The sequence below is a fragment of the Helicobacter sp. 13S00401-1 genome (assembly GCF_002272925.1).
Classification (GTDB): Bacteria; Campylobacterota; Campylobacteria; order Campylobacterales; family Helicobacteraceae; genus Helicobacter_I.
The window spans coordinates 68,406-90,829 of the sequence record NZ_MLAR01000003.1 but is presented as its reverse complement, the minus strand read 5'-3'; the positions used below and the strand labels follow the sequence as shown (position 1 = coordinate 90,829).

Sequence of the window (22,424 nt, the reverse complement as noted above, 5' to 3'; positions counted from 1 at the left end):
TGAAGTAAAAAAACCTTGCAACAATTATATAAATGGAGTAAGAATGAATCAGAATGAAAAAGATGAAGGACTTTTAACAGAAAATGAGATACAAACTCTAAAGCCAAGTCTTTATGCAGTTATTATTTTTAATGACAACTATACTACTATGGAGTTTGTGGTAAATATGCTTATGATGATATTTGATAAAGATAAGACTGAGGCAAACTTCATCATGATGCACATTCATACAAAGGGTGAAGGCATAGGTGGCATATATCCTTATGATATAGCTGAGTATAAGTTGCAAGCTGCAAGAGATCTAGCTAGGGAGGCAAAAGAGCCTTTAGTGTTAGAGATAAGGGAAGTATCATGAATAATAAATTAGATGAGTTTTTATCATACGTATTTAACGCAGCCATAGAGTATGCTGGGGTTTTAAGACATAGTGTTTTGACTATAGAGCATGTATTTCACGCTATCTTAAAGCATGATATAGGAGTAGAGATACTTACTTCTGTAAAAGATGATATAGATATAGATAAGCTTAGTAGTGCTATAGAGAGCTATCTTCAAAGGTATGTTCCAAGCACTATTAATCTTAACTATGATCATGAGCTTCAAAATACACCAGCTTTAATGAGGGTGTATGCAAATATGATGGATCACTTAGAAAGTGCCGGACAAGAAAACGCAGGTATAGAAGACTTTTTAGTGGCTATGATGAGTGAGAAGATATCTTATTCTGTAAAGCTTTTAAATATGGAAGGTATCACTATAACTAATCTTAAAAAAGCTGTCATTAAGTTCCAGCTTGAAAAACAGATGTCTAATCAGCTTCATCAAGAAAGTAAGCGTAACGCCAAAAAATCTATTTTAGATGAGTTTGCAACCAATCTAAATGAGCAGGCTAAAAAAGGTAAGATAGATCCACTAGTAGGAAGGGCCAAAGAGTTAGAAAAGATCATACAAATCCTTTGCCGAAGAAAGAAAAACAACCCTGTGCTTTTAGGTGAGGCAGGAGTTGGTAAAAGTGCGATCATAGAAGGCTTAGCCCTAGCTATAGTTAATAAAAAAGTACCTCCTAAACTAAAAGATTCCATCATCTACTCACTTGATATAAGCTCAGTTGTAGCTGGTACTAAATATAGGGGTGAGTTTGAAACTAAGATGCAAAACATCTTAAAAGAGCTAACTGCTAGGAAGAATGTCATTATATTCTTAGATGAGATTCATATGATGGTAGGTGCTGGGTCTACTACTGGAAGCACTATAGATGTAAGTAATATCTTAAAGCCAAGCCTTGCAAGTGGGGCTATAAAAGTTATAGGTGCTACAACTTTTGCAGAGTACAAGGCTACTTTTGAAAAAGATAAGGCACTAAGTCGTCGCTTTTTACAAGTAAAGATAGATGAATTAAGTCCTGAAGATAGTCTTAAGATCTTAGAAAAGATAGCGCCTATTTATGAAAAATTTCACAATGTGAAATACGATCATGAAGCCTTACAAGCTAGTGTTGAGCTATCTTCAAAGTATATATTTGATAGGCACCTCCCAGATAAGGCTATAGATTTAATAGATGAAGTAGGTGCTAAAACTCAGCTTAAGTCTAAGGGTAAAAATGAAGTAACACTTATAACAAAGTATCAGATAGAAGACTTAGTTTCTGCAAATATCAACATACCAAAAAGCACTCTTTCAAAAAGTGAAGATAGCTTGCTTTTAGATTTGGATACTAAGCTAAAACATAGAATCTTTTCTCAAGATGCTGCTATAGATGAGGTAGTAGCAAAGATAAGAGTTAATAAAGCCGGCCTTGGAGAGTTAGATAGACCTATAGCGACATTTTTATTTGCTGGGCCTAGTGGGGTTGGTAAGACTGAGTTAAGCCGTGAGCTAGCTAATATCTTAGGTATAAAGTTTGAACGCATAGATATGAGTGAGTATATGGAATCTATCTCAGTTAGTAAGCTTATAGGAGCAGCTCCAGGTTATGTAGGCTATGATAGTGGAGGTTTGCTAGTAACTAAAATAAGAACTAATCCACACTGTGTTTTATTGCTAGATGAGATAGAAAAAGCTCATCCTGATGTCTATAATATCTTGCTTCAAGTTATGGATAGCGCGACTTTAACTGATAATATGGGTAATAAGGCTGATTTTAAAAACGTTATCTTAATAATGACTAGTAATGCAGGAAGCAAAGAAAGCGCTAGCATGGGCTTTTTAGATGCTAAAAGTAGAGAAGATAAGGCTATAAAAGATATCTTTACACCAGAGTTTAGAGGTAGACTTGATGCGGTGGTAAACTTTAATAGTTTAGGTGAAAAAGACTATGAAAAGATAGTTGGCAAGTATATACACGATCTTTCAGTTAGCCTAAAAAGTAAAAACATCACTGTAAAAATAGATTCTAAAGCTAGTGCTTTCATAGCCCAAAAGTCAATTGATAATGCTCTTGGTGCTAGGGAGATAAGACGCATAATAGATTCTGAAATCAAGCCTAAACTTAGTATGCTTATACTCTTTGGTGAGTTAAAACATGGTGGTGAAGCAAAGATAACTTGTGATAAAAATGGTCTTAAAATAACTCCTCACACAAAGAAAAAAGAAACCACAAAAGCTAAGAAAGAAAACGCTTAAAACTTCTTAAACTACCTAGCTAGGATGCTTAAATAAAGTACTAGCTAGATGGGCATTTTAAAATATATGAGTGTAGATCCACGCCTATGTAAGTGGCTTTGTCTCATAAATAAAAGCTATAATAAGCCTTATTACACACATCTTAACTAAGGTAAAAATATGAGTTCAAAAGTATGGAAATTTGGAGATAACATAGACACAGATGTAATTATCGCTGCTAGATATTTAAATACAAGCGATGCAAACGAGTTAGCAAAAAAGATCTTTGAAGACGCAAGAGTTGGCTTTGCTAAAGGCGTAAAAGAAGGTGATATAGTAGTAGCAGGGGATAATTTTGGTTGTGGTTCAAGTAGAGAGCACGCACCTATTGCTTTAAAAGCTGCTGGCATAAAAGCAGTTCTTGCCCCTTACTTTGCGCGCATCTTTTATAGAAACTCCTTTAACACAGGCTTACTCATACTAGAACTAGATAAAAAAGATATAGATTCTATAAATGAAGGCGACAACTTAGATATAGACTTAAAAGCAGGCGTTGTTAAAAATCTCACTCAAGATAAGACTTATAAGTTTAATGACATCCCAGACTTCATGCAGTCTTTACTTGATAGTGGTGGTCTTATGTCTTATGCTAAAAAACAACTTGATGCTTCTAGAGGTTAGTTAGGATGAGTAAAGTTTTAAACATAGCAGTATTAAAGGGTGATGGTATAGGTGTTGAGGTAGTTGATGAAGCCTTAAAAGTGCTAAAGGCACTAAGTGAAAAGCTAGGGTTTGATTATAAACTTGAAGAAGCACTAATCGGTGGGGCAGCTTATGATGCAACGGGTACTCCTTTGCCAAAGGACACTTTAGATAAGTGTAAAGCAAGTGATGCCGTACTTTTTGGTGCTATAGGCGGACCAAAATGGGAAAGTATAGAAAAAGACAAAAGGCCTGAAGCTGGGCTTTTATCCTTGCGTAAAGAGCTTGGACTTTTTGCAAATATAAGACCAGCTTTTGTGTATGATGAGCTAGTTAATGCAAGCCCGGTTAAAAAAGAAGTAGTACAAGGTGTAGACTTAGTCATAGTACGTGAGCTAATCTCTGGAATCTACTTTGGAACTCCAAGGGGCATAAAAAAGCTAGGCAGAGATAGATATGGTTTTAATACTATGGGCTATAAAGAAAGCGAGATAAGAAATATAGCCCATGTGGCCTTTAAGCTAGCTATGACTAGAGACAAGCGCGTAACTAGCGTAGATAAGGCTAATGTCTTAGAAGTAAGCGAGCTTTGGCGTGAAGTAGTTATAGAAGTTAGCAAAGAGTATCCTGAGGTAAAATTAGATCATTTATATGTTGATAATGCCTCCATGCAGTTAATCCGCGCACCAAAAAGCTTTGATGTAGTAGTTACTAATAACATGTTTGGTGATATCTTAAGTGATGAAGCAAGTCAGCTAACTGGTTCAATAGGACTTTTACCATCAAGCAGCATAGGCAGCACAACAGCCCTTTTTGAGCCTATACATGGAAGTGCTCCAGATATAGCAGGAAAAAATATAGCTAATCCAATCGCATGCATACTTTCTTTAAGCATGCTTTTAGATCACTTAAAAGTGCCACTTGCTAGTAAGTTAATAAAAGATTCTATAAAACAAGCCTTAAAAGAAGGCGTTAGGAGTTCTGACCTTGCTAGCTTTGATGCAAAAGTTGTTTTAGGCACTAAAGAGCTAGGAAGCCTTTTGTGTGAAAACATTAAAAAGCTTTAAAGAGAAAAGAAGTATAAAACATGTATAGAAAACTTTTAAGTCTAGCTTATGTGTATGAGATAAAAGGTGATGCTAATAAGTCTAGGTTGATTTATGAAAAGATTTTAGAACTAAAAGATCTAGGAGAAGATATCCCGCCTTTAGAACTCTTAGAAGCTAGACTTGGCAAGAAGGCTTTAAAGTATATGGAAAGTAAAGATATGATTAGCGGGCTTGATGTATCAAAGTTAAAAGAAAAGATAAAAGGTGTTAAAACTCAAGATGAGAGTGTTATAAGGTGGCTTTATAGATGGAACTAAAAGATGTAGTGCTTCAAACTTTAAATGAACTTGAAAATACGATAGATGAAAGAGGCTATCAAGATATAGGTATAAATGCCAATGCTGGTGAGGCTGAGTTTTTACACGCTTTAAAAGAGAGACTTTTTGTGCTATTTGAAGGTATAAAACCTGATAGTGATGAAGAAGAGTTAATAGAAATACAAACTAATGACAAAGTAAAGCTAAACATGATATGCAACTTTTTGCAGTTTCAACTAGCTCTAATAGATGCAAGATTAGAGTTAATAGAAGGAAATAAGACTAAGTAAAATCTTATATCTTTTATAGAATCTACTTTTCTAGCAAATATCTTTTATCAAAACTTACTTACAGATTCTTTAAACTAGCCTTTTTAAGCCTTAAACTCCTAGTATAAGGCTTAAAAGTTTTAAAAAACTAACTTCCCTTAAAATCCAAAATGACAGACCATATCGACTTTTTATCTTAAAACTTAAGACTTTGGAACATCACTTGCTTAAAAAGTAATCGTATTTCAAATTTTGCAAAGGATGCGACATGAGTTTTAGGATTAATACAAACGTAGCTGCGCTTAATGCACACGCTATAGGTATGCAAAACAATAGAAATCTTTCGGATGCGTTAGAGAAGCTTAGCTCTGGTTTAAGGATAAATAAGGCGGCAGATGATGCATCAGGTATGGCTATAGCTGATGCTTTAAGAAGTCAAAGCGATAGTTTGGGTCAAGCTGTGAAAAATGCCAATGATGCCATAGGTATGATTCAGATTGCCGATAAGGCTATGGATGAGCAGATAAAAATACTTGATACTGTAAAAACTAAAGCCATACAAGCAGCACAAGATGGACAAACTACAGAATCTAGAAAAGCCCTGCAAAGTGATATACAAAGGCTACTAGAAGAGTTAGATAACATCGCTAATACTACAAGCTTTAATGGTCAACAAATGCTAAGTGGGTCTTTTTCTAATAAAGAGTTCCAAATCGGTGCTTACTCTAACACAACAGTAAAAGCTTCTATAGGGCCAACTGGTAGTGATAAGATAGGACAAGTTAGGATGGAGACTTCTTCGATGAATGGCATAGGCATGAAAGCTAGTGCAGGTGCTGCTAACCTAACTGAAGTAGCACTAAAGTTTAAAGAAGTAGATGGCTCTAAAGACTTTACTATCGAAACTGCTAAGATTTCTACTAGTGCAGGAACTGGGCTTGGTGCACTAAGTGATATTATTAATAAACATTCAGATCAATTAGGCGTTAGGGCTTCTTATAATGTTATGGCTACTGGTGGAGTACCAGTTAAGTCAGGAACTATAAAAGGTCTAGTTATAAATCATGTATCTATAGGAACTATAGATGATGTGCAAAAAAATGACGCTGATGGAAGATTGATTAATGCTATAAACTCTGTCAAAGATAGAACAGGAGTTGAAGCTTATATAGACATAACAGGAAGAATCAACCTAAAAAGTAATGATGGTCGTGCTATAGCAGTTCATGCTCAAAGTGCAAGTGGTCAAGTCTTTGGTGGGGGAAGCTTTGTAGGTGTATCTGGTATGAATAACACTACAGTTGGAAGACTCACTCTAATAAGAACTGACGCAAGAGATATCATTATAAGTGGTACTAACTACTCTCATATAGGATTCCATTCAGCACAAGGTATAGCTGAGTATACAACTAACCTAAGGGCACTAAAAGGTAACCTTGATAAAAACATAGCCAGTGCTAGTGGGGCTAATGCAAACTCAGCACAAGCTGACCTTAACAAGCAAGGTTTAGGAGCTGGAGTTACAACTCTTAGAGGCGCTATGGTTGTTATGGATATGGCAGATTCTGCTAGGGCTATGTTAGATAGGATTAGAGCAGATATAGGTTCAGTTCAAATCCAGCTTACTTCAACTATCAACAACGTTTCAGTCACTCAAGTAAACGTAAAAGCTGCAGAAAGTCAGATAAGAGATGTAGACTTTGCGCAAGAGAGTGCAAACTTTTCGAAATACAACATCCTAGCTCAAAGTGGAAGTTTTGCTATGGCACAAGCAAATGCAGTGCAACAAAACGTACTAAAACTACTACAGTAGCATCCTTTTAACCTTAGAATCTAGATCCTAAGGTTAAAGAAATCTAGCTTTAAAGCTAGCTTAAATACCCCCTCATAATATACTTTCTATCAACTATAATTACACTATTTAAAAAAGCATTTAATTTATGCTTGCAAAAGCCAAAGGAAAGATATGTTTAGAAGAGCTAGAAGACTTAGGATTAATGGGCAGTTAAGAGAGTTAGTACAAGATATAAGGCTAGATATAAAAGACTTTATCTATCCGCTTTTTGTAATGCATGGAAGTGGTATAAAAAATGAGATAGCTTCTATGCCTGGCGTCTTTCAGATGTCAATAGATGAGATACTAAAAGAGTGTGAAGTCTTACTTAAACTAGGGATAAAAAACATACTACTTTTTGGCCTGCCAGCAAAAAAAGACGCCATAGGAAGCGAAGCGCTAGATGGTGAAAACTTTATAGTAGCAAAGTGCATAAGGGCTATAAAAAAAGAAATGCCAGAGATGCTAGTAGTAGCTGATGTGTGCTTTTGTGAGTATACAGATCATGGCCACTGTGGAATCTTAGATAAAGACACGGTTAATAACGACTTAACACTAGCAAACCTAGCTAAGCAGTCTGTAATACTAGCTAGTGCAGGCTGTGATGTCATAGCGCCTAGTTCTATGATGGATGGGCAAGTTTATGCCATAAGAAAAGGGCTTGATGAAGCTGGCTTTATAAATACGCCAATTATGAGTTACTCAACTAAGTTTTCTTCAAGCTACTATGGCCCTTTTAGAGACGTAGCAGATAGTGCGCCTAGTTTTGGAGATAGAAAAAGCTATCAACAAGACTTTGCTAATACCAATGATGCGATTTTAGAATCTTTAAGTGATGAAAAAGAAGGGGCTGATATCTTGATGGTAAAGCCAGCCTTAGCCTATCTTGATGTGGTGCACGCTATAAAGCAAGCCTCACTTTTGCCGCTAGCAGTTTATAATGTAAGTGGCGAGTACGCACTCCTTCAAGCTGGCAAAAAACTTGGGATTATAGACTATGACAAGCTAGTACTAGAAAATATGATAGCTTTTAAAAGGGCAGGGGCTGATATCATCATTAGCTATCATGCTAAAGAAGTTGCAGGGCTACTTAAAGGGGCTAACTAGTTTTAGTAGGTATATGGCATCAAAGTTTACAAAAAGCTTTTGATGTCAAATACCATTAGTTACTTTGCTTTAGTAAACATGGCACTTTGTAAGAAAAAGATAGAATCTAAAAAATTTATATGAAGATAAGTTAGTTTTATATATGCCTTTAAGGCATAAGCCTTGCTTAAAAAAGCAAAACTTATTATAATCTCCCTCTTAAATCATACTTAAGTGCTCATAGCTCAGCTGAATAGAGCAACAGGTTGCGGTCCTGTAGGCCGGGGGTTTGAATCCCTCTGAGCACACCACTTCAAAAACTGTCTTATCTTATATGGTTACATTATTTTTTTGACACTTAGCACAGATAACAAACAATCTCATATCGTGACTGATAAGTTGGGCACCAAATTTTTCTGCGATTGAAATCTGCAGTCTTTCTATATCAGAATCTACAAACTCTATGATGTTGCCACAGTTTAAACAGATGATGTGATCGTGGTGTTCTTTAGCAGCTATTTCATAGCGTCTTCCATTTTTATCAGCCTCTAGTGTTGTTATAAACTTCTCTTTTTCTAGAAAACTTAAGATTCTATAAACTGAAGATATGCTTGTGTTTTTATCTGTTGTTTTTATCTGAGCTGTGATTTCTTCAGGACTTAAGTGAGTACCGTTTTTATAAAGTACTGAGATGATTTCTTCTCTTTGCTTTGAGTTTTTCAGCCCATTTTTTTTGATAGATAATCTAAGTCTTTCTAGTATGGATTCTAAGGTTTCAAGCCTTTTCGTCATGATAAACTCCTTATGAAAATTATGATTATTTTCTTATTTACTATTAAATAGTGATTATCATTTTATCATACAGTTATAACTTATTCCTATTTCAGAGGCTTTTTAATAACTTTAAGTCTTTATAGTGTCTTATAAGGACAAAAAGTTAGAAAAAAGTTTATTTTTTATAGCCATTTTAATATTTCGTTCTTAATATCTTCTGGCTTATATGTTTGAGTGTGTATAACTTTTTTATTGAAAAGTGACTTTATAGCGTTTGGAATCTCGCTTTTTGTCTTTAAAGATACTTCTAAAAGAGCTGTTTCATCACTAGCTTCTTTATCAAGCAAAGCTTTTAGCATAGTTTCTGGAAACTTACTCCAATGTGCGGTTGATACTATTACACTAGGTATAGGAGCTGTACATTTCATAGCGTGCATGTAGGCATTACTTGTGTGAGGATCTAGTATATAGTTTTTAGAGTAGGCATCTTTTATGCCTTCTAAGCACTCAGCTTGAGAGATGCTTTTAGACTTGAAGTTTGCTTGAATCTGTTTTAACTCATCTTTAGTAAGTTTGAAGAAGTTATGTTTTTCAAAGTGAAGATAAAGCTCTCTAGTTCTATCAGCACCAAAGTAAGCATAGATTAGTCTTTCTATATTAGAACTCTTTAAGATATCCATAGCAGGTGAGCAAGTTAGGACTAAGTGTTTGTTTCTTATGTCATAGATTCCAGTTTTAAAGAAGTGATCTAAGACATCATTTGGATTAGTAGATACATTTATAGTACAGATATGAGCACCAAGTTTTTTGGCAAAAAACGCCCCTAAAGCATTACCAAAATTTCCACTTGGGATAAAGACATTAAACATACCATTTTCATTAAAGTTTTCAAATCTAAAAGATGTCCATATGTAATAAACTATCTGGAAGGCTATACGAACTATATTAACAGAGTTAGCAACGCTTAGTTTATAGCCTTTTTCTTCTACTTGTTTTCTAAACTCTAAGTCATTTAATAGTGTTTTAAGTGTGCTTTGTGCTGCATCAAAGTCACCCTCCATCTTAAAAATATTAAGGTTTTTAGAATCTATGGTGCTAAGTTGTAGTTCTTGAATCTTGCTTGTGCCACCACTTGGATACATGCATATAGCTTTTATATTGTGAGCATTCCTTAGAGCATTAAGCGCAGCTGGACCTGTATCACCGCTAGTTGCAGCTAGGATTAAATACTTTTCATTATTCTTACCAGCCATAGAATCTAATAAGTCTCCAAAAGGAGCTAGTGCCATATCTTTAAAAGAAGAAGTTGGCCCATGATAAAGTTCTAGTGCATATAAGTGGTTGCTAATCTTTCTAAGAGGGGCTATTTCTTCAAATTTATCATAAGTTTTTAGTGCGTGGTCTATTAAAGAAGATTCTATATTTAAGTGTTTGAAAATGGCAATAGATAGTTCTTGATAGCTTAGGTTCCTAAGTGAGTTTATATTAGGTATAGGAGTTATGTTTTCAAGAGTATAAAGTCCATTATAACTAGCCTTTGGATTTAATAAAGCGTCAATAAAGCTTATGTTATCGCGGTTGCTATTTGCATCGTTTGGATCTAAACCTCTTGTTTGAGCTATTCTTGTTGGTGTTTGCATTTCTAGAGCCTGCCTTAATCAAATTTAGTTATCGTTGTTCAAGTTTTGATTACGAAATTATATCTAATGCATGGATATAAATAATTTAACTTGCTATAATAAAACTCATTTGTTTGGTATCAATTCAGAACAAAAAAGTGCTTTTTAGTAAAATATTTTTTACTTTTTTGGTGAAAAATAGGCAGGAAGGTTAAAATGGACTTTACATACAAGCTAACTATGTTTGGTTTCCCAGATTTATGTACTTCTTTAGAAGATGTTTACTTACATCTAAAACAGCTTCCAGTGGCTAGGGCGGCTTATGAGACTTTAGATCAGTGCTATCTTATAGATCTTAAAACCGGTGAGAAGTTTGATGTAGCTATAGATGAGAAAGGATTTCATGTTTTAGGACTCCCAAGGCCATGAAAAAGCTACTCTCTTTTAAAAACATCTTTATAGCTTTAGCACTAACAGTTTCTTTTAGCTATGCAAACACGATTTTAGATTCTTTATATCGTCTAACTAGGAATCCTTCCATAGTAGTAAGTACTTCAAAAAGCTCTACTTCACAAGAGCGCTCTTACTATGATGATAAAGGCAAGATAGTTAGGGTAGAAAACTATGTAGATAATGTCTTAAATGGCACAACTTATGTATTTTATGATAATGGCACTTTAAAAGAAGAAAAAAACTATGTTGATGGCAGCTTAGATGGAGTGTATAAATCTTACTATGAAACTGGTGAGCTTAGAAAGCTTGCAAACTATACTAATGGCAAATTAGATGGCAAGCTTACCATGTACTTTAAAGATGGTAGTATGAGTGCACAGATGGAATTTAAAGGTGGCAAAAGAGATGGCCTATCTTTTGTTTTTTATAAAAATGGCAATGTAGAAACTTACTCTACTTATAGGGATGGTTCGTTAAATGGCAGTGTAAGTAGTTATTGCAAAAACGGCCGTTTAGTCTTTAAAGGTTACTATAAAGATGGAGTTTTAATGCAAGGGCATAACTACTAAGACTTTATCTTAATCTTTAGCCTTTAGTTATAAAGCTAGCATTTTTTATACTCACATAATCTTCAATCACAGTTATATTTACCTAACAATCTACCTTATTTACTTTGCTTAATAACATCAAGCATATAAGGCTTCAAATCCCACTAAATTTATAAAATCTAAATTTTAGACGATATAGCAGGATATAGTAATATATGAAATATTGACATAAGGAGATGTAATGCAAGTACAAGGAAGTAATATAACATTACAACATAAGCTGATGCAAATGGCCTCTAGTGCAGGAGAGGAGATAAAACCAAACGCACCAAGGGTAGCGCCTAATATGCCTTTAGGCAAATCTGGCATTAGCGAAGAAGATGACAATAAGTTAAAAGAGCAATTAACTAGTTTAAGTCATGAGCTAAACAAAGAGATGAAGCAAGTAAACACGAGCATAAACTTCACTTACAATGATGATATAAAAGGTCTTGTAGTTACAGTTGAAGAAGCAGGCGATAAGAAGATAATACGTGAGATTCCATCCAAAGAGGCTATAGAGCTTATGAAGAGGATGAGAGATGTTATAGGTAGCATTTTTGATAAAAAAGCTTAGATCTAAAAGTCTAGCTTTACTTAAAGTAGGAGTTTTATAATGGCTATGGGTAAGTTAAGCTCTCTGGGCTTAGGAAGTACTGTATTAAATTACGATGTTATAGACAAGCTTAAAAAGGCTGATGAAAAGGCTATGATAGGCCCTACTGATAGGAAGTTAGAACAAAATGTAGAAAAGCAAAAAACGCTAATTGAGATAAAAGAAAAGCTTAATGGCCTTTATTCTAACGTAAAGACTTTAAGTGACTTTTCAACTTATATAGCGCGTGATGTGCACGTCTCAGGTAGCGCCATAGAAGCTAGTGCTGCTCCTGGCGTGCCTACTCAAGATATTAATATAGCTGTAAAAAGCCTAGCAAAAAACGACATTAATGAAGTCGATACAAAATATGCTTCTAAAGATGCTGAGTTTAGTAAAGAAGATGGAATCTTAGAGTTTTATAGTAATAGTAAAAATTATAAAGTAAACATAAAAGCTGGCATGACTTTAAGTGATGTAGCTCAGGCTATAACTGATGAGACTAATGGAAATGTATTAGGCATAGTTATGAAAACTGGAGGCCAAAACCCTTATCAGTTGATGATAAACTCAAAGTCTAGTGGTGAAGAATCTAGAGTGTATTTTGGCTCTATACTAAAATCAGACAAGATACCTCAAGCTCCTATAGACATACAAGGAGAACAAGACTTTTTTGTAGAGATAAAAGATAAAAATGGTCTTCCACAAAAAGTCACTATCAACTTAAAGTTAGGTGCTAACTCAGCATCTGAGCAAAAACCTGAAGCTATAAGGGATGCTATAAAAAAAGCCTTTGAAGATAGCCCAGAGTTAAAGGCCCTTTATGATAATGGTGATATAAATGTTGGCTTAACTGATGAAGGAAAAAGTGTGCTTATTAATGATAGGCGTGGGTTTCCTGTCATAGTTGGTGGCACTAAGGCTGGTACACTAGGCTTTTATCACAACAACTTAGAATCTAAAAGTGATGATATGCTTGAAGCCAAGACTGCGGTTAAGGCTGGAGTGATAGAAGGAACCATAAAAGTAGGTGATGCTTCACTGGATTTAGCTACAGTGACTAAAAAAGAAAACACTTCAGAAGATAATGCTAAAGCCATAGCTGAAGCCTTAAATAAGATAGAAGGAGTTCACGCTAAAGAAGTAGATGCTAAGTTAGTTTTAAACTCTTCTAAAGGCTCTATAAAACTTAGTGCAGATGGTAAAGAAAACAAAGAAGCCCTCCAAGCTATAGGGCTTAAAGAAGGTGAGTTGGTTGATTACTCAAAGATAGAAAAAGATCTATTTAGATTTAAAAATATTCAAACTGCTAGTGATGCTGAGTTTACTTTTAATGGGGCTGAGATAAGAAGACCAACTAATCAAGTAAATGACATCATAAGTGGCCTAACTCTTACTTTAAACTCTACTACACCTAAAGACTCTCCAGTAACTGTGAGTGTTAAAAACAACACAAAAAGCATCATAGATAATGTTAAAGACTTTGTTAAGGCTTATAATGAACTAGTGCCTGTGCTTGATTCTAGTACTAGATATGATCCAGAGACTAGAAAAGGTGGTGTGTTTAATACAGAATCTACTATAAGAGAGATAAGGCCTGATTTAAACCAAGCCATACTTCACTCAGTAGGTGTTGGACTAGATGTAAAAAGCCTAGTAAGTTATGGCATAACTATTAATGATAAAAGTGTTATGTCGCTTGATGAATCTAAGTTTACATCTATGGTTAATAGCGACCCAGAAGCTGCTAAAAACCTCTTTTATGGCAAGGAAGAAAAAGATAGTTTTGGTAAAGATAAATTAACACAGGGAGTTTTTCCGCAAATTAGTAAGACTTTGGCCGATTTATTAGATGGCGGTAATGCGAAACTAAAGATATTTGAACAAAACCTTGAAAAAGAAGTCAAAAGTCTAGATAAAGATAAAAAGCAAGCCATGGAGTTACTAAACTCGCGTTATGACACTATGGCATCTAGATTTGCAGCTTATGATGAGCAAATAGCTAAGGCTAATAACTCTTTTAGTTCTGTGCAAATGTTAATAGATCAAGCTGCTAATGCTAAAAAGAAATAAGGAGTACATATGCGTGCAATGAATGCTTATAGCATGTATAGACAAAACTCTATTAATGTAGAAAGTCCTTCTAAGCTAATAGAAATGCTTTATGAGGGTATATTACGCTTTTTGGGTCAAGCAAGAAGACACATAGAAGATGAAGATATAGAAAAAAAGATCTACTATATAAATAGAACCGTTGATATCTTTACTGAGCTTTTAAATGTGCTTGATTATGAAAGAGGTGGTGAGGTAGCAGTTTATCTAACAGGACTTTATACTCATCAGATAAAAACACTTACTCAAGCTAATATGGAAGATGATGTAAGTAAGATAGATATAGTGGTAAATGTTACTAGAGGCTTACTAGAAGCTTGGCGTGAGATACATCAAGAAGAGTTAAGATAGTCTTATTTGGCCAAAGGCTTATAAAGAGGAGAGTTAAAGAATGGAAGAAGATTCTATAAAAGTTAGCTCATGGATAGATAACATGAAAGTAGCTCTTTTAGAAAAAGATTCCAAAAAGGCTTTTCTTTTAACTCAAGATCTCCCCGCTTTTAAAGAAGGCACTAATATAGAGGATTTAAACATAGTCCTTGATCTTATAAAAGAAGCTATAAATCTACTAGAAGATGAAAGAGCTCTTACAAAATCTAATCTAGATAAGATTAAGCAAGCTAAAAAGTTTTTTAAGTAAGACTAGCTTGTGCTATAGAAAGTTTTATGGAATCTATTTTATAGAGTTTATTTTATAGAATCTGGGGTAGATTCTATAGGATTTGATGTATTTTTATCTAAATAAGTTATTGAAGCAGACTTTTAACACACTCTGAGATTCTCTTCCCACTTGCCACATCACTTAAAGCCTTAGTTTCTTTCATAACATTTCCTAGATCTTTTAGACTACTTGCACCCACTTTTTTTATGATCTCACTTATCTTAGCCTTTAACTCATCATCACTTAGTTGGGTTGGCATATAAGATTCTATAAGTTTTAGCTCATACTCTTCTTTGCTGGCTAGATCTAATCTATCTGCTTTTTTATAACTATCTATAGCATCTTGTCTTTGTTTAGCAGCTGTTTTTAAGATACCTAGTACTATAGCATCATCAGCCTCTATCCTTTGGTCTACTTCAAGTTGCTTGATATTTGCACTTATCATCCTTAAAGCATCTCTTTTTTGTGCGTCTTTTGAAATCATGGCCTGTTTTATATCTTCTAAAATCTTAGCCTTTAAACTCATCTGTTTTTCCTTTGGAATGTGATTTGCTTTTTATTATACATCTAAAACAAGGATGTGTTATGAAAAAGATTCTTCTTATGCTGGCAGTTTCAACAACGCTAGTGCGTCTTTTAGCCTATGAGCCAGAGATCAATTTAAATCCACCAAGATACGTAGAAGAGATGCCTGATAAGGACTTTGTGCCTGAGATTAGCAAGCCAGGATCTTTATTTGGTCAAGGAGATAGACCACTTTTTGCTGATAGACGTGCTATGAAGCCAGATGACTTAATAACAGTACTTGTTAATGAAACTAGTAGTTCAAAGTTTGATACATCTAAAAAGTATAACGGCTCAAGTGGGGGTAATATAACTCCACCTCAGTTAGTATATAATGGTGCAGATGCCCAGCAAAGAGCTAATACTCAGTATCTAAATGATCAAAATAACTACACCTTAAACAAGTCTAATAATACTTCAAACTTTACAGGTGGGGGCTCAACTTCAAACTCAGGCAACCTTAGCCTAACTGTCACAGCGAGAATCTTAAAAGTCATGCAAAATGGCAACTACTTCATATATGGCAAAAAAGAGATGCTAGTAGATGGTGAAAAACAAATATTTCAGATAAGTGGTGTTATAAGACCTTATGATATAGCGCGTCAAAATACTATAGATAGTAAGTATATTTCAGATTCTAAGATCTCTTTTGTGACCGTAGGAAAGGCTAGTGATACCACTAAGATGAAACCTACAGAGGACGCTATAGAATCTTCATGGCCTTATTAAGCTAGCCTCACTAGCTTTAGGTTTTAAAAAGGAAAAAAATATTTAAATGTTATAAAAAAAGCCGATATCTATTTTAACCAGGCAAGGATGCCTCGGGTATAAAATCACAAGGAGTGAAAGATGGCTTTTGAAGTCAATACAAATGTAAACGCATTAAACGCACACGTAAACGCGGTTGTAACTCAAAGAGGTTTAAGAGACTCTCTTGAAAAGTTAAGCTCAGGTCTTAGGATAAACAAAGCAGCAGATGATGCTTCTGGTATGACTATAGCAGATAGTTTGAGAGGTCAAGCTAGCTCGTTAGGTCAAGCTATAAGCAACACTAATGATGCTATGGGTATCATACAAATCGCTGATAAAGCTATGGATGAGCAGTTAAAGATTCTAGATACTATCAAAGTTAAAGCTACTCAAGCTGCACAAGATGGTCAAACTACAGAATCTAGAAAGGCTATACAAAGCGATATCACTAGGCTTATACAAGGTCTAGATCAAATTGGAAACACTACAAGCTTTAATGGTCAAAAGTTATTATCTGGTTCTTTTACTAATAAAGAATTCCAAGTTGGAGCTTACTCTAATGAAAGTATCAAAGCTTCTATAGGTTCTACAACTAGTGACAAAATAGGTCAAGTAAGAGTAGAAACTGGTGCTTTAATAACTGCTGCTAGCGTTGCTAACATCACTTTTAAAAACGTAGATGGAACAAACAATGTAACTCTAGAATCAGTTAAAATCTCTCACTCTGTAGGTACAGGTTTAGGTGTACTAGCTGAGGTTATAAACAAGTCTTCTGATAAAACAGGAGTTAGAGCTACTGCTAATGTTATAACTACTTCAGATACTGCTATTAAATCTGGATCACTTGATAATGTTGTATTAAACGGTGTAACTATAGGGGATTTAGTAGGTATTAAGGCTGCTGATGCTGATGGTAGATTAGTTCAAGCTTTCAACCAAGTAAGTGATAAAACTGGTGTTGAAGCTTATACTGATGCTCAAGGTAGACTAAACCTAAGAAGTACTGATGGAAGAGGTATAGATCTAAAAGCTACTGCAGGTGATAAAAAAGGCGAGCCTATGTCTATCACTTCTGTTAATGGCGGGCAAGAGCTTACTAAAGGTTCAACTAACTATGGAAGATTAAGTCTAACTAGACTAGATGCAAGAGATATCATAGTTGCAAGTGGTGCTAATGCTAAAGGTGGTTATGCTGCACTAGGTTTTGGTGATGGAAAAGTTGCTGAAACAGTTGTAAACTTAAGAGATACTATGGGTACTTTCAACTCTTCTGTTAAGTCTGCAAGTGGTGCTAACTATAACGCTGTTGTAGCTAGTGGTAATCACGCTTTAGGAGCTGGTGTTACAACTCTTAGAGGCGCTATGGTTGTTATGGATATAGCTGAGTCTGCTACTAAGATGCTTGATAAGATTAGAGCTGACTTAGGTTCTGTACAAGGTCAAATGATAAGTACAGTTAACAACATAAGTGTTACTCAAGTAAACGTTAAAGCTGCTGAAAGTCAGATAAGAGATGTAGACTTTGCGCAAGAAAGTGCCAACTTTTCTAAATTTAACATCCTTGCACAGTCTGGTGCTTTTGCTATGAGTCAAGCTAACGCTACTCAACAAAACATCTTAAGACTACTAGGTCAGTAAGCTTTTAGATAACGTGCGTTTATAAGCGTTAAAGTTTAAAGCTTTAAAACTTTCTTTTGTGACTTTAAAGTAAGGGTTAATCACTCTTACTTTAAAGAACAAAAACTTCTACACTTAAAATTTTCTCTCTTTTTTAAATTATCGTTTTTAACTGGCATCTATCTATATACAATTAAGCTTTCAGTAATTATAGTTTTTTAAGGCCTGTGGCATTCTCGCTTTGTTTCGTGGTGCAAAAAAATGGAAACAAGTAAGCAGTAGTGCTTACACCGTTTTTTTTCAAGGAAACTTCGTTTTGCTAGAAACGGAAAAAGCTAAGGCCCTCCCCCTTCATTGCCAAAAAAGAGTCTTTTTCGCAGGTTTTGCGGGAGTAAGGAGGGGTTAAACCCCTTTTTCAAGGAAGCTTTGCTTTGGTTAGAAAAACATACAAATAATAAGTAATGTGAACAAGAAAGTGTTGGAATAAAGGTCTAGTCAATATTGTAAAGAGATTGGAGTTGCCTATATAAAATCATCATTTTTTAAGTATTTATATCAAGCTTTTACGCACAAGATAAAAGCACTAAAAGCTATAGAATCTAAAATTAAGAACTTAACCATATAAGCCTTTTTATCTAGAGCAAGATACTCTTACAAAGGCCCTTGATTAGCCTTTTGTCCAAAGGCATCTCTTATACCTTCACCTATAAAAACTAGCGAGCTTAGTATTAAAGAAACTATTACAAAAGCAACTATTGCTAGGTGAGGGGATTGGAGATTATTTTTAGCTTGATTTAAAAGCTCTCCTAAGCTTGGAGTTCCTATAGGCATACCAAAGCCTAAAAAGTCTAGGCTTACTAGGGTAGTTATAGAGCCTGCTATGATAAAAGGTAGATAAGTGATTGTCGCTACTAGGGCATTAGGTAAGATGTGTATAAAGATTATACGTATATTGCTAAGGCCTAGAGCTATGCTTGCTTTTACGTAGTCATGTGCCCTTGCACGCAAAAACTCTGCCCTCACAACTCCAACTAAACTCATCCAACTAAAAGCTAGTGTTATAAGTAGTATAAACCAGAAGTTAAGTGTAACTAAGCTTGCAAGTATGATAAGTAAAAAAAGTGTAGGTACTGAGCTCCATATCTCTATAAAACGCTGACCTAGCAAGTCAACTAATCCACCATAGTATCCTTGAAGAGCACCAACTCCTATGCCTATGATGCTACTTAGTAAGCTTAGTATAAGCCCAAAGGCTAAAGAGATAGAAGTACCATAAAGCACGCGAGTTAAAACATCCCTTCCTTGATCATCTGTGCCTAAGAGGTGCTTTAAGCTAGGACTTGTAGGAGGAGTATTTTTTAAGTGCCAGTCTATGCTTGAAGGACTATAAGGGATAGGAGCTTTTAGTATAAAGGCTCCTTTTAGCAAGTTTTTAACATAGGGGTCATTGTAATCTGGACTTGTATAAAACTCGCCTCCAAAGGCAGTCTCAGGATAGTTTATAAAAACTGGAAAGTAAAACTTATGATCTTTATATATTAGTAAAGGTTTTTCATTAGCAAGAAATGGTGCAAAAAGGCTTATAACACAAAGAAAAATAAAGATAAAGAAAAACACTCTCGCACGTTTATTAGCATAGAATCTTTTTATACGCAGCTTAAATAAAGAATCTATCTTTACTTCTTTTGGATTTGCTTCATCTAAAAGTAAGCTTGCTGGGACAGGGTTAGAATCTATTATGGGTGGGTTAGTGTATTTAGATTCCATAACTATCCTTTTGCCTTGTCAAAGTTTATGCGTGGGTCTATGAAGGTATAAAGTATGTCGCTTATTATCCCCATTATAAGGCCTACTAAGGTAAAGATAAAAAGTGTACCAAAGACTACTGGATAGTCCCTTTTAACTATGGAATCAAATCCCAAAAGACCAAGTCCATCAAGGCTGAAAATAATCTCTATCATCAAGTTAGAACTAAAAAACATACCAACTAAAGTAGTTGGGAATAACGAGACTACTAAAAGCATGGCATTTCTAAAAACATGAAAGTAAAGTATGCGTTTTTGACTAGCCCCTTTGCTTTTAGCAAGGACTACATACTGCTTGCCTAGTTCATCTAAAAATGAGTTTTTAACTAGCAAGGTTAGGGTTGCAAACCCACCTATGCAGATGCAAATTATAGGTAAGGCTATATGCCATAGGTAGTCTACTATCTTGCCAAAAAAACTTAGGCTTTCAAAGTTATCACTAGTTAGGCCCTTTAGCGGGAAGATATCAAGGTAGCTACCTCCTGCAAAGACTACTATTAAAAGCACGGCAAATAAAAATGCAGGTATAGAGTTAAGGACGATAACTATAAAACTAGAGATGCCATCAAAGTTAGTTCCGTTTCTAACTGACTTTAAGATTCCAAGAGGGATGGAGATTATATAGATTATAAGTGTGCTAAAAACACCTAGCGTTATAGAAACTGGGAGTTTTTCTTTAATGATGCTTATAACACTTTGATCACTATAAAAGCTATTGCCAAAATTAAGTGTGGCATAGTTTTTAAGCATGATCCAAAAGCGCTCGTCTAAGGGTTTATCAAAGCCATACATCTTTTTAAGTTTTGCTATTAACTCAGGTGGCACGCCTTCAGCGCCCTTGTAGTGTTCTTTGGTATTAAGCGTGCTTTCAGTCTTAGCACCAGCGCTTAGCTTAGCAGTCATCTGCTCTATGGGTCCACCTGGAGCCACTTGGATGATAAAAAAGTTAATAGCGATTATCCCAACTAGTGTAGGTATAACTAGTCCTAGACGCTTTAGGATGTATATAAACATTATTTACTCCATGCATACAAAGCATGATTATAGCAATGTATAATTTAAGTTATTAAAACGTATTAGTAGGGTTGCATAATGTCACAAGTAAGCAAGGCCTTACATATAGAAGGTCAGTGGGGAAGTTTTGTCCCAAGAAAGAATCTAAAAAGCCTGGCAAGAGAGCTAAAAAGCTATGCAGAATCTGATGTCTTAATCTATTTTGAAGATGCGAGGATTAGCATGCTTTTTATCTCTTTTTTAAAAGAGCTTTTAGTGCGTAATCGCATCAAAAACGTCTATGTGTACTCTGATGATAAGTTAATGCTAAGCATGCTTCATCAACTAAACTCAGATAAGTTTAATCTTTTCATAAATGGCGTATTTTTACCTTTTTGTTTAGATGAGCGAACTGAATGCATAGTTAAAAAAAGAAGCTATATAGTTTACTTAATGGACTTTATAGGTAGAAAGGTGGTTAAGGCTTTAAATCACACAGTACTTTTTTTAAATTTTTTAGGCCTAGTTATCTACTCTTTTCTTAGTTACTTTGTAAGACCTCAGCGTTTTCGCATAGGATCAGTTTTTTACAACATGTCTAACTCCGGGTTTAAGGCTTTATTTATAGGAGTGGTGACTGCTTTTATAGTAGGCTTTGCTATTAGTTTGCAAGGGGCTTTACAGCTTAACTCACTAGGTGTTCCTTTAATGAGTATAGACACAACAGCAAAGCTTTCTTTAAGAGAGATGGGGCCTTTTATACTAGCCCTTGTCATAGCTGGTAGGAGTGCTTCTTCTTATACGGCAGAGATTGGCTCTATGAAGCTAACTGAAGAGATGCAAGCTATGAATACTATGAATTTAAATGTGATGCACTTTTTAGTTTTACCACGCGTTATAGCCCTTATCATAGTCATGCCTTTAATGACTTTTGTGGCTGATGCTTTTGCACTTTTTGGTGGCATGCTAGCTATTAAAGCTTCTTTAAATATAGGCTTTGAGCAATACATTGATAGATTCTATGAATCTGTAGCACTCTATCACTTTTGGATAGGGATAATAAAAGCACCATTTTTTGGCTTTGTAGTAGCTATAGTTGGCTGCTTTTATGGCTTTTTATGCAGTGGTAATACACAATCAATTGGCAAGTACACTACAAGAAGTGTAGTAAGTGCGCTTTTTTGGATCATAGTTGTTAATGCGATTTTTTCTTTAATATTCTCAAGACTAGATTTATAATAATGCTCAAGGTAGAAGACTTTAACCATATGGAAAATATCATAGAAGTTAGCAATCTAAGCACGGCTTATGGAGACTTTAAAGTCCATGATAATATAAGCTTTAAGGTTAAAAGAGGAGAGATCTTTGCCATACTTGGAGGAAGTGGAAGTGGAAAGACTACCTTGCTTCAAAGTATGATATTTATTAATAAACCAAAAAGTGGGACTATAAAGTTAGAGGGTATAGATATATGGAAGATAAGACCTAGTAGGCGTTATGAAGTTATACAAAAGTTTGGAGTTGTGTTTCAGTTTGGTGCGCTTTTTAGCTCTTTAAATGTTTTACAAAACATAACTATAATGCTAGATGAGTACTCTAAATACCCCAAGCATCTTTATCATGATATAGCTGTATTTTGGTTAGAAAACGTAGGTCTTAGTATGGATGTATGTGAAAAGATGCCAGATGAGTTAAGTGGAGGTATGAAAAAAAGAGTAGCTTTAGCTAGGGCTTTATGTGTAGAGCCAACGGTTTTGTTTTTAGATGAACCAACTTCTGGACTAGATCCAGCAAGTGCAGGCAAGTTTGATATGCTTATAAGAGACTTAAGAGATAGATTTGGAGTTACTATAGTTATGGTAACCCATGATTTAGATTCTGTTATAGATGTCACAGATAGATTTATACTACTAGAAAAGAAAAAGATTATCTTTGAAGGTACTTGGAAAGAGTTTGCAGTTTTGGCTAATAGTGGGAAGATAAAAGATTCCATATTTAATTCCTATAGGGGAGAACGATTTTGGAAGCATTAAAAA

23 protein-coding genes and 1 tRNA gene are annotated in these 22,424 nt (G+C 35.0%); 19 read left to right on the top strand and 5 right to left on the bottom strand.

The genetic code is table 11. From position 1 onward, the window contains the following. Positions 1-43: 43 nt before the first annotated feature. The 9 genes from BKH43_RS02675 to BKH43_RS02635 all read left to right on the top strand — a co-directional run bounded on the left by BKH43_RS02675 (position 44) and on the right by BKH43_RS02635 (position 8,169). On the top strand, positions 44-355 hold the full coding sequence (locus BKH43_RS02675; protein ID WP_095228276.1) for an ATP-dependent Clp protease adaptor ClpS: 312 nt from the start codon (positions 44-46) through the stop codon (positions 353-355). Continuing rightward, positions 352-2,622, top strand: a complete 2,271-nt coding sequence (locus BKH43_RS02670) for an AAA family ATPase (RefSeq protein ID WP_095228274.1) — start codon at positions 352-354, stop codon at positions 2,620-2,622. The genes BKH43_RS02675 and BKH43_RS02670 overlap by 4 nt, the downstream gene beginning before the upstream one ends. A 159-nt stretch (positions 2,623-2,781) precedes the next feature. Then, positions 2,782-3,282, top strand: a complete 501-nt coding sequence (locus tag BKH43_RS02665) for a 3-isopropylmalate dehydratase small subunit (protein ID WP_095228272.1) — start codon at positions 2,782-2,784, stop codon at positions 3,280-3,282. 5 nt (positions 3,283-3,287) lie between these two features. Next, positions 3,288-4,370, top strand: coding sequence for a 3-isopropylmalate dehydrogenase (gene leuB, locus BKH43_RS02660; RefSeq protein ID WP_095228270.1), 1,083 nt, complete (start codon positions 3,288-3,290; stop codon positions 4,368-4,370). Positions 4,371-4,390: 20 nt separating this feature from the next. Next, positions 4,391-4,669, top strand: coding sequence for a hypothetical protein (locus BKH43_RS02655; RefSeq protein WP_095228268.1), 279 nt, complete (start codon positions 4,391-4,393; stop codon positions 4,667-4,669). Further along, positions 4,660-4,959 (top strand): hypothetical protein, encoded by a 300-nt coding sequence (locus tag BKH43_RS02650; protein ID WP_095228266.1) that lies wholly within the window; start codon positions 4,660-4,662, stop codon positions 4,957-4,959. Before BKH43_RS02655 ends, BKH43_RS02650 begins: the two co-directional genes overlap by 10 nt. 247 nt (positions 4,960-5,206) lie before the next feature. Continuing rightward, the gene (locus tag BKH43_RS02645) at positions 5,207-6,751 is read left to right on the top strand and encodes a flagellin B (RefSeq protein ID WP_095228264.1); all 1,545 of its coding nucleotides are present in this window, start codon (positions 5,207-5,209) and stop codon (positions 6,749-6,751) included. A gap of 153 nt (positions 6,752-6,904) precedes the next feature. Continuing rightward, positions 6,905-7,879: a porphobilinogen synthase gene (gene hemB / locus BKH43_RS02640; protein WP_095228262.1), complete on the top strand. Its 975-nt coding sequence runs from the start codon at positions 6,905-6,907 to the stop codon at positions 7,877-7,879. Between the two features lie 213 nt (positions 7,880-8,092). Then, a tRNA-Arg gene (locus BKH43_RS02635) sits at positions 8,093-8,169 on the top strand. 19 nt (positions 8,170-8,188) lie between these two features. Here the strand turns inward: BKH43_RS02635 and BKH43_RS02630 are convergent. Continuing rightward, positions 8,189-8,650, bottom strand: coding sequence for a Fur family transcriptional regulator (locus BKH43_RS02630; protein ID WP_095228259.1), 462 nt, complete (start codon positions 8,648-8,650; stop codon positions 8,189-8,191). Positions 8,651-8,814: 164 nt separating this feature from the next. Continuing rightward, entirely contained in the window at positions 8,815-10,272 is a 1,458-nt protein-coding gene (gene thrC, locus BKH43_RS02625) for a threonine synthase (RefSeq protein ID WP_095228255.1), read from the bottom strand. A gap of 195 nt (positions 10,273-10,467) precedes the next feature. On the opposite strand from thrC, the gene BKH43_RS02620 reads away from it, so the two are divergent. The 6 genes from BKH43_RS02620 (at position 10,468) to BKH43_RS02595 (ending at position 14,638) form a co-directional block, all read left to right on the top strand. Continuing rightward, complete coding sequence (locus BKH43_RS02620; protein WP_095228253.1) at positions 10,468-10,680, top strand: hypothetical protein; 213 nt, start codon at positions 10,468-10,470, stop codon at positions 10,678-10,680. Further along, positions 10,677-11,273, top strand: a complete 597-nt coding sequence (locus BKH43_RS02615) for a toxin-antitoxin system YwqK family antitoxin (protein WP_095228251.1) — start codon at positions 10,677-10,679, stop codon at positions 11,271-11,273. Before BKH43_RS02620 ends, BKH43_RS02615 begins: the two co-directional genes overlap by 4 nt. Positions 11,274-11,493: 220 nt before the next feature. Further along, positions 11,494-11,868, top strand: coding sequence for a FlaG family protein (locus BKH43_RS02610; RefSeq protein ID WP_095228249.1), 375 nt, complete (start codon positions 11,494-11,496; stop codon positions 11,866-11,868). A 39-nt stretch (positions 11,869-11,907) separates the two neighbouring features. Then, on the top strand, positions 11,908-13,959 hold the full coding sequence (gene fliD, locus BKH43_RS02605; RefSeq protein WP_095228247.1) for a flagellar filament capping protein FliD: 2,052 nt from the start codon (positions 11,908-11,910) through the stop codon (positions 13,957-13,959). 9 nt (positions 13,960-13,968) lie between these two features. Further along, a complete protein-coding gene (gene fliS, locus BKH43_RS02600) occupies positions 13,969-14,349 on the top strand; it encodes a flagellar export chaperone FliS (RefSeq protein WP_095228245.1) in 381 nt (126 codons plus the stop codon). A 40-nt stretch (positions 14,350-14,389) separates the two neighbouring features. Further along, positions 14,390-14,638, top strand: coding sequence for a hypothetical protein (locus tag BKH43_RS02595; RefSeq protein WP_095228243.1), 249 nt, complete (start codon positions 14,390-14,392; stop codon positions 14,636-14,638). Between the two features lie 106 nt (positions 14,639-14,744). Here BKH43_RS02595 and BKH43_RS02590 read toward each other — a convergent pair whose 3' ends face one another. Continuing rightward, entirely contained in the window at positions 14,745-15,185 is a 441-nt protein-coding gene (locus BKH43_RS02590; RefSeq protein ID WP_095228241.1) for a GatB/YqeY domain-containing protein, read from the bottom strand. A gap of 59 nt (positions 15,186-15,244) precedes the next feature. On the opposite strand from BKH43_RS02590, the gene flgH reads away from it, so the two are divergent. Both flgH and BKH43_RS02580 read left to right on the top strand, forming a co-directional pair. Next, the gene (gene flgH, locus BKH43_RS02585; protein WP_095228239.1) at positions 15,245-15,952 is read left to right on the top strand and encodes a flagellar basal body L-ring protein FlgH; all 708 of its coding nucleotides are present in this window, start codon (positions 15,245-15,247) and stop codon (positions 15,950-15,952) included. A gap of 120 nt (positions 15,953-16,072) precedes the next feature. After that, the gene (locus tag BKH43_RS02580) at positions 16,073-17,611 is read left to right on the top strand and encodes a flagellin A (protein WP_095228237.1); all 1,539 of its coding nucleotides are present in this window, start codon (positions 16,073-16,075) and stop codon (positions 17,609-17,611) included. A 630-nt stretch (positions 17,612-18,241) separates the two neighbouring features. Here the strand turns inward: BKH43_RS02580 and BKH43_RS02575 are convergent. Further along, on the bottom strand, positions 18,242-19,264 hold the full coding sequence (locus BKH43_RS02575) for an ABC transporter permease (protein ID WP_095228487.1): 1,023 nt from the start codon (positions 19,262-19,264) through the stop codon (positions 18,242-18,244). Between the two features lie 95 nt (positions 19,265-19,359). Next, the gene (gene yejB, locus BKH43_RS02570; protein ID WP_095228235.1) at positions 19,360-20,409 is read right to left on the bottom strand and encodes a microcin C ABC transporter permease YejB; all 1,050 of its coding nucleotides are present in this window, start codon (positions 20,407-20,409) and stop codon (positions 19,360-19,362) included. 78 nt (positions 20,410-20,487) lie between these two features. On the opposite strand from yejB, the gene BKH43_RS02565 reads away from it, so the two are divergent. Beyond that, positions 20,488-21,627 (top strand): ABC transporter permease, encoded by a 1,140-nt coding sequence (locus BKH43_RS02565; RefSeq protein WP_095228233.1) that lies wholly within the window; start codon positions 20,488-20,490, stop codon positions 21,625-21,627. Between the two features lie 29 nt (positions 21,628-21,656). Further along, positions 21,657-22,421: an ATP-binding cassette domain-containing protein gene (locus tag BKH43_RS02560; protein ID WP_095228231.1), complete on the top strand. Its 765-nt coding sequence runs from the start codon at positions 21,657-21,659 to the stop codon at positions 22,419-22,421. Positions 22,422-22,424 lie beyond the last annotated feature (3 nt).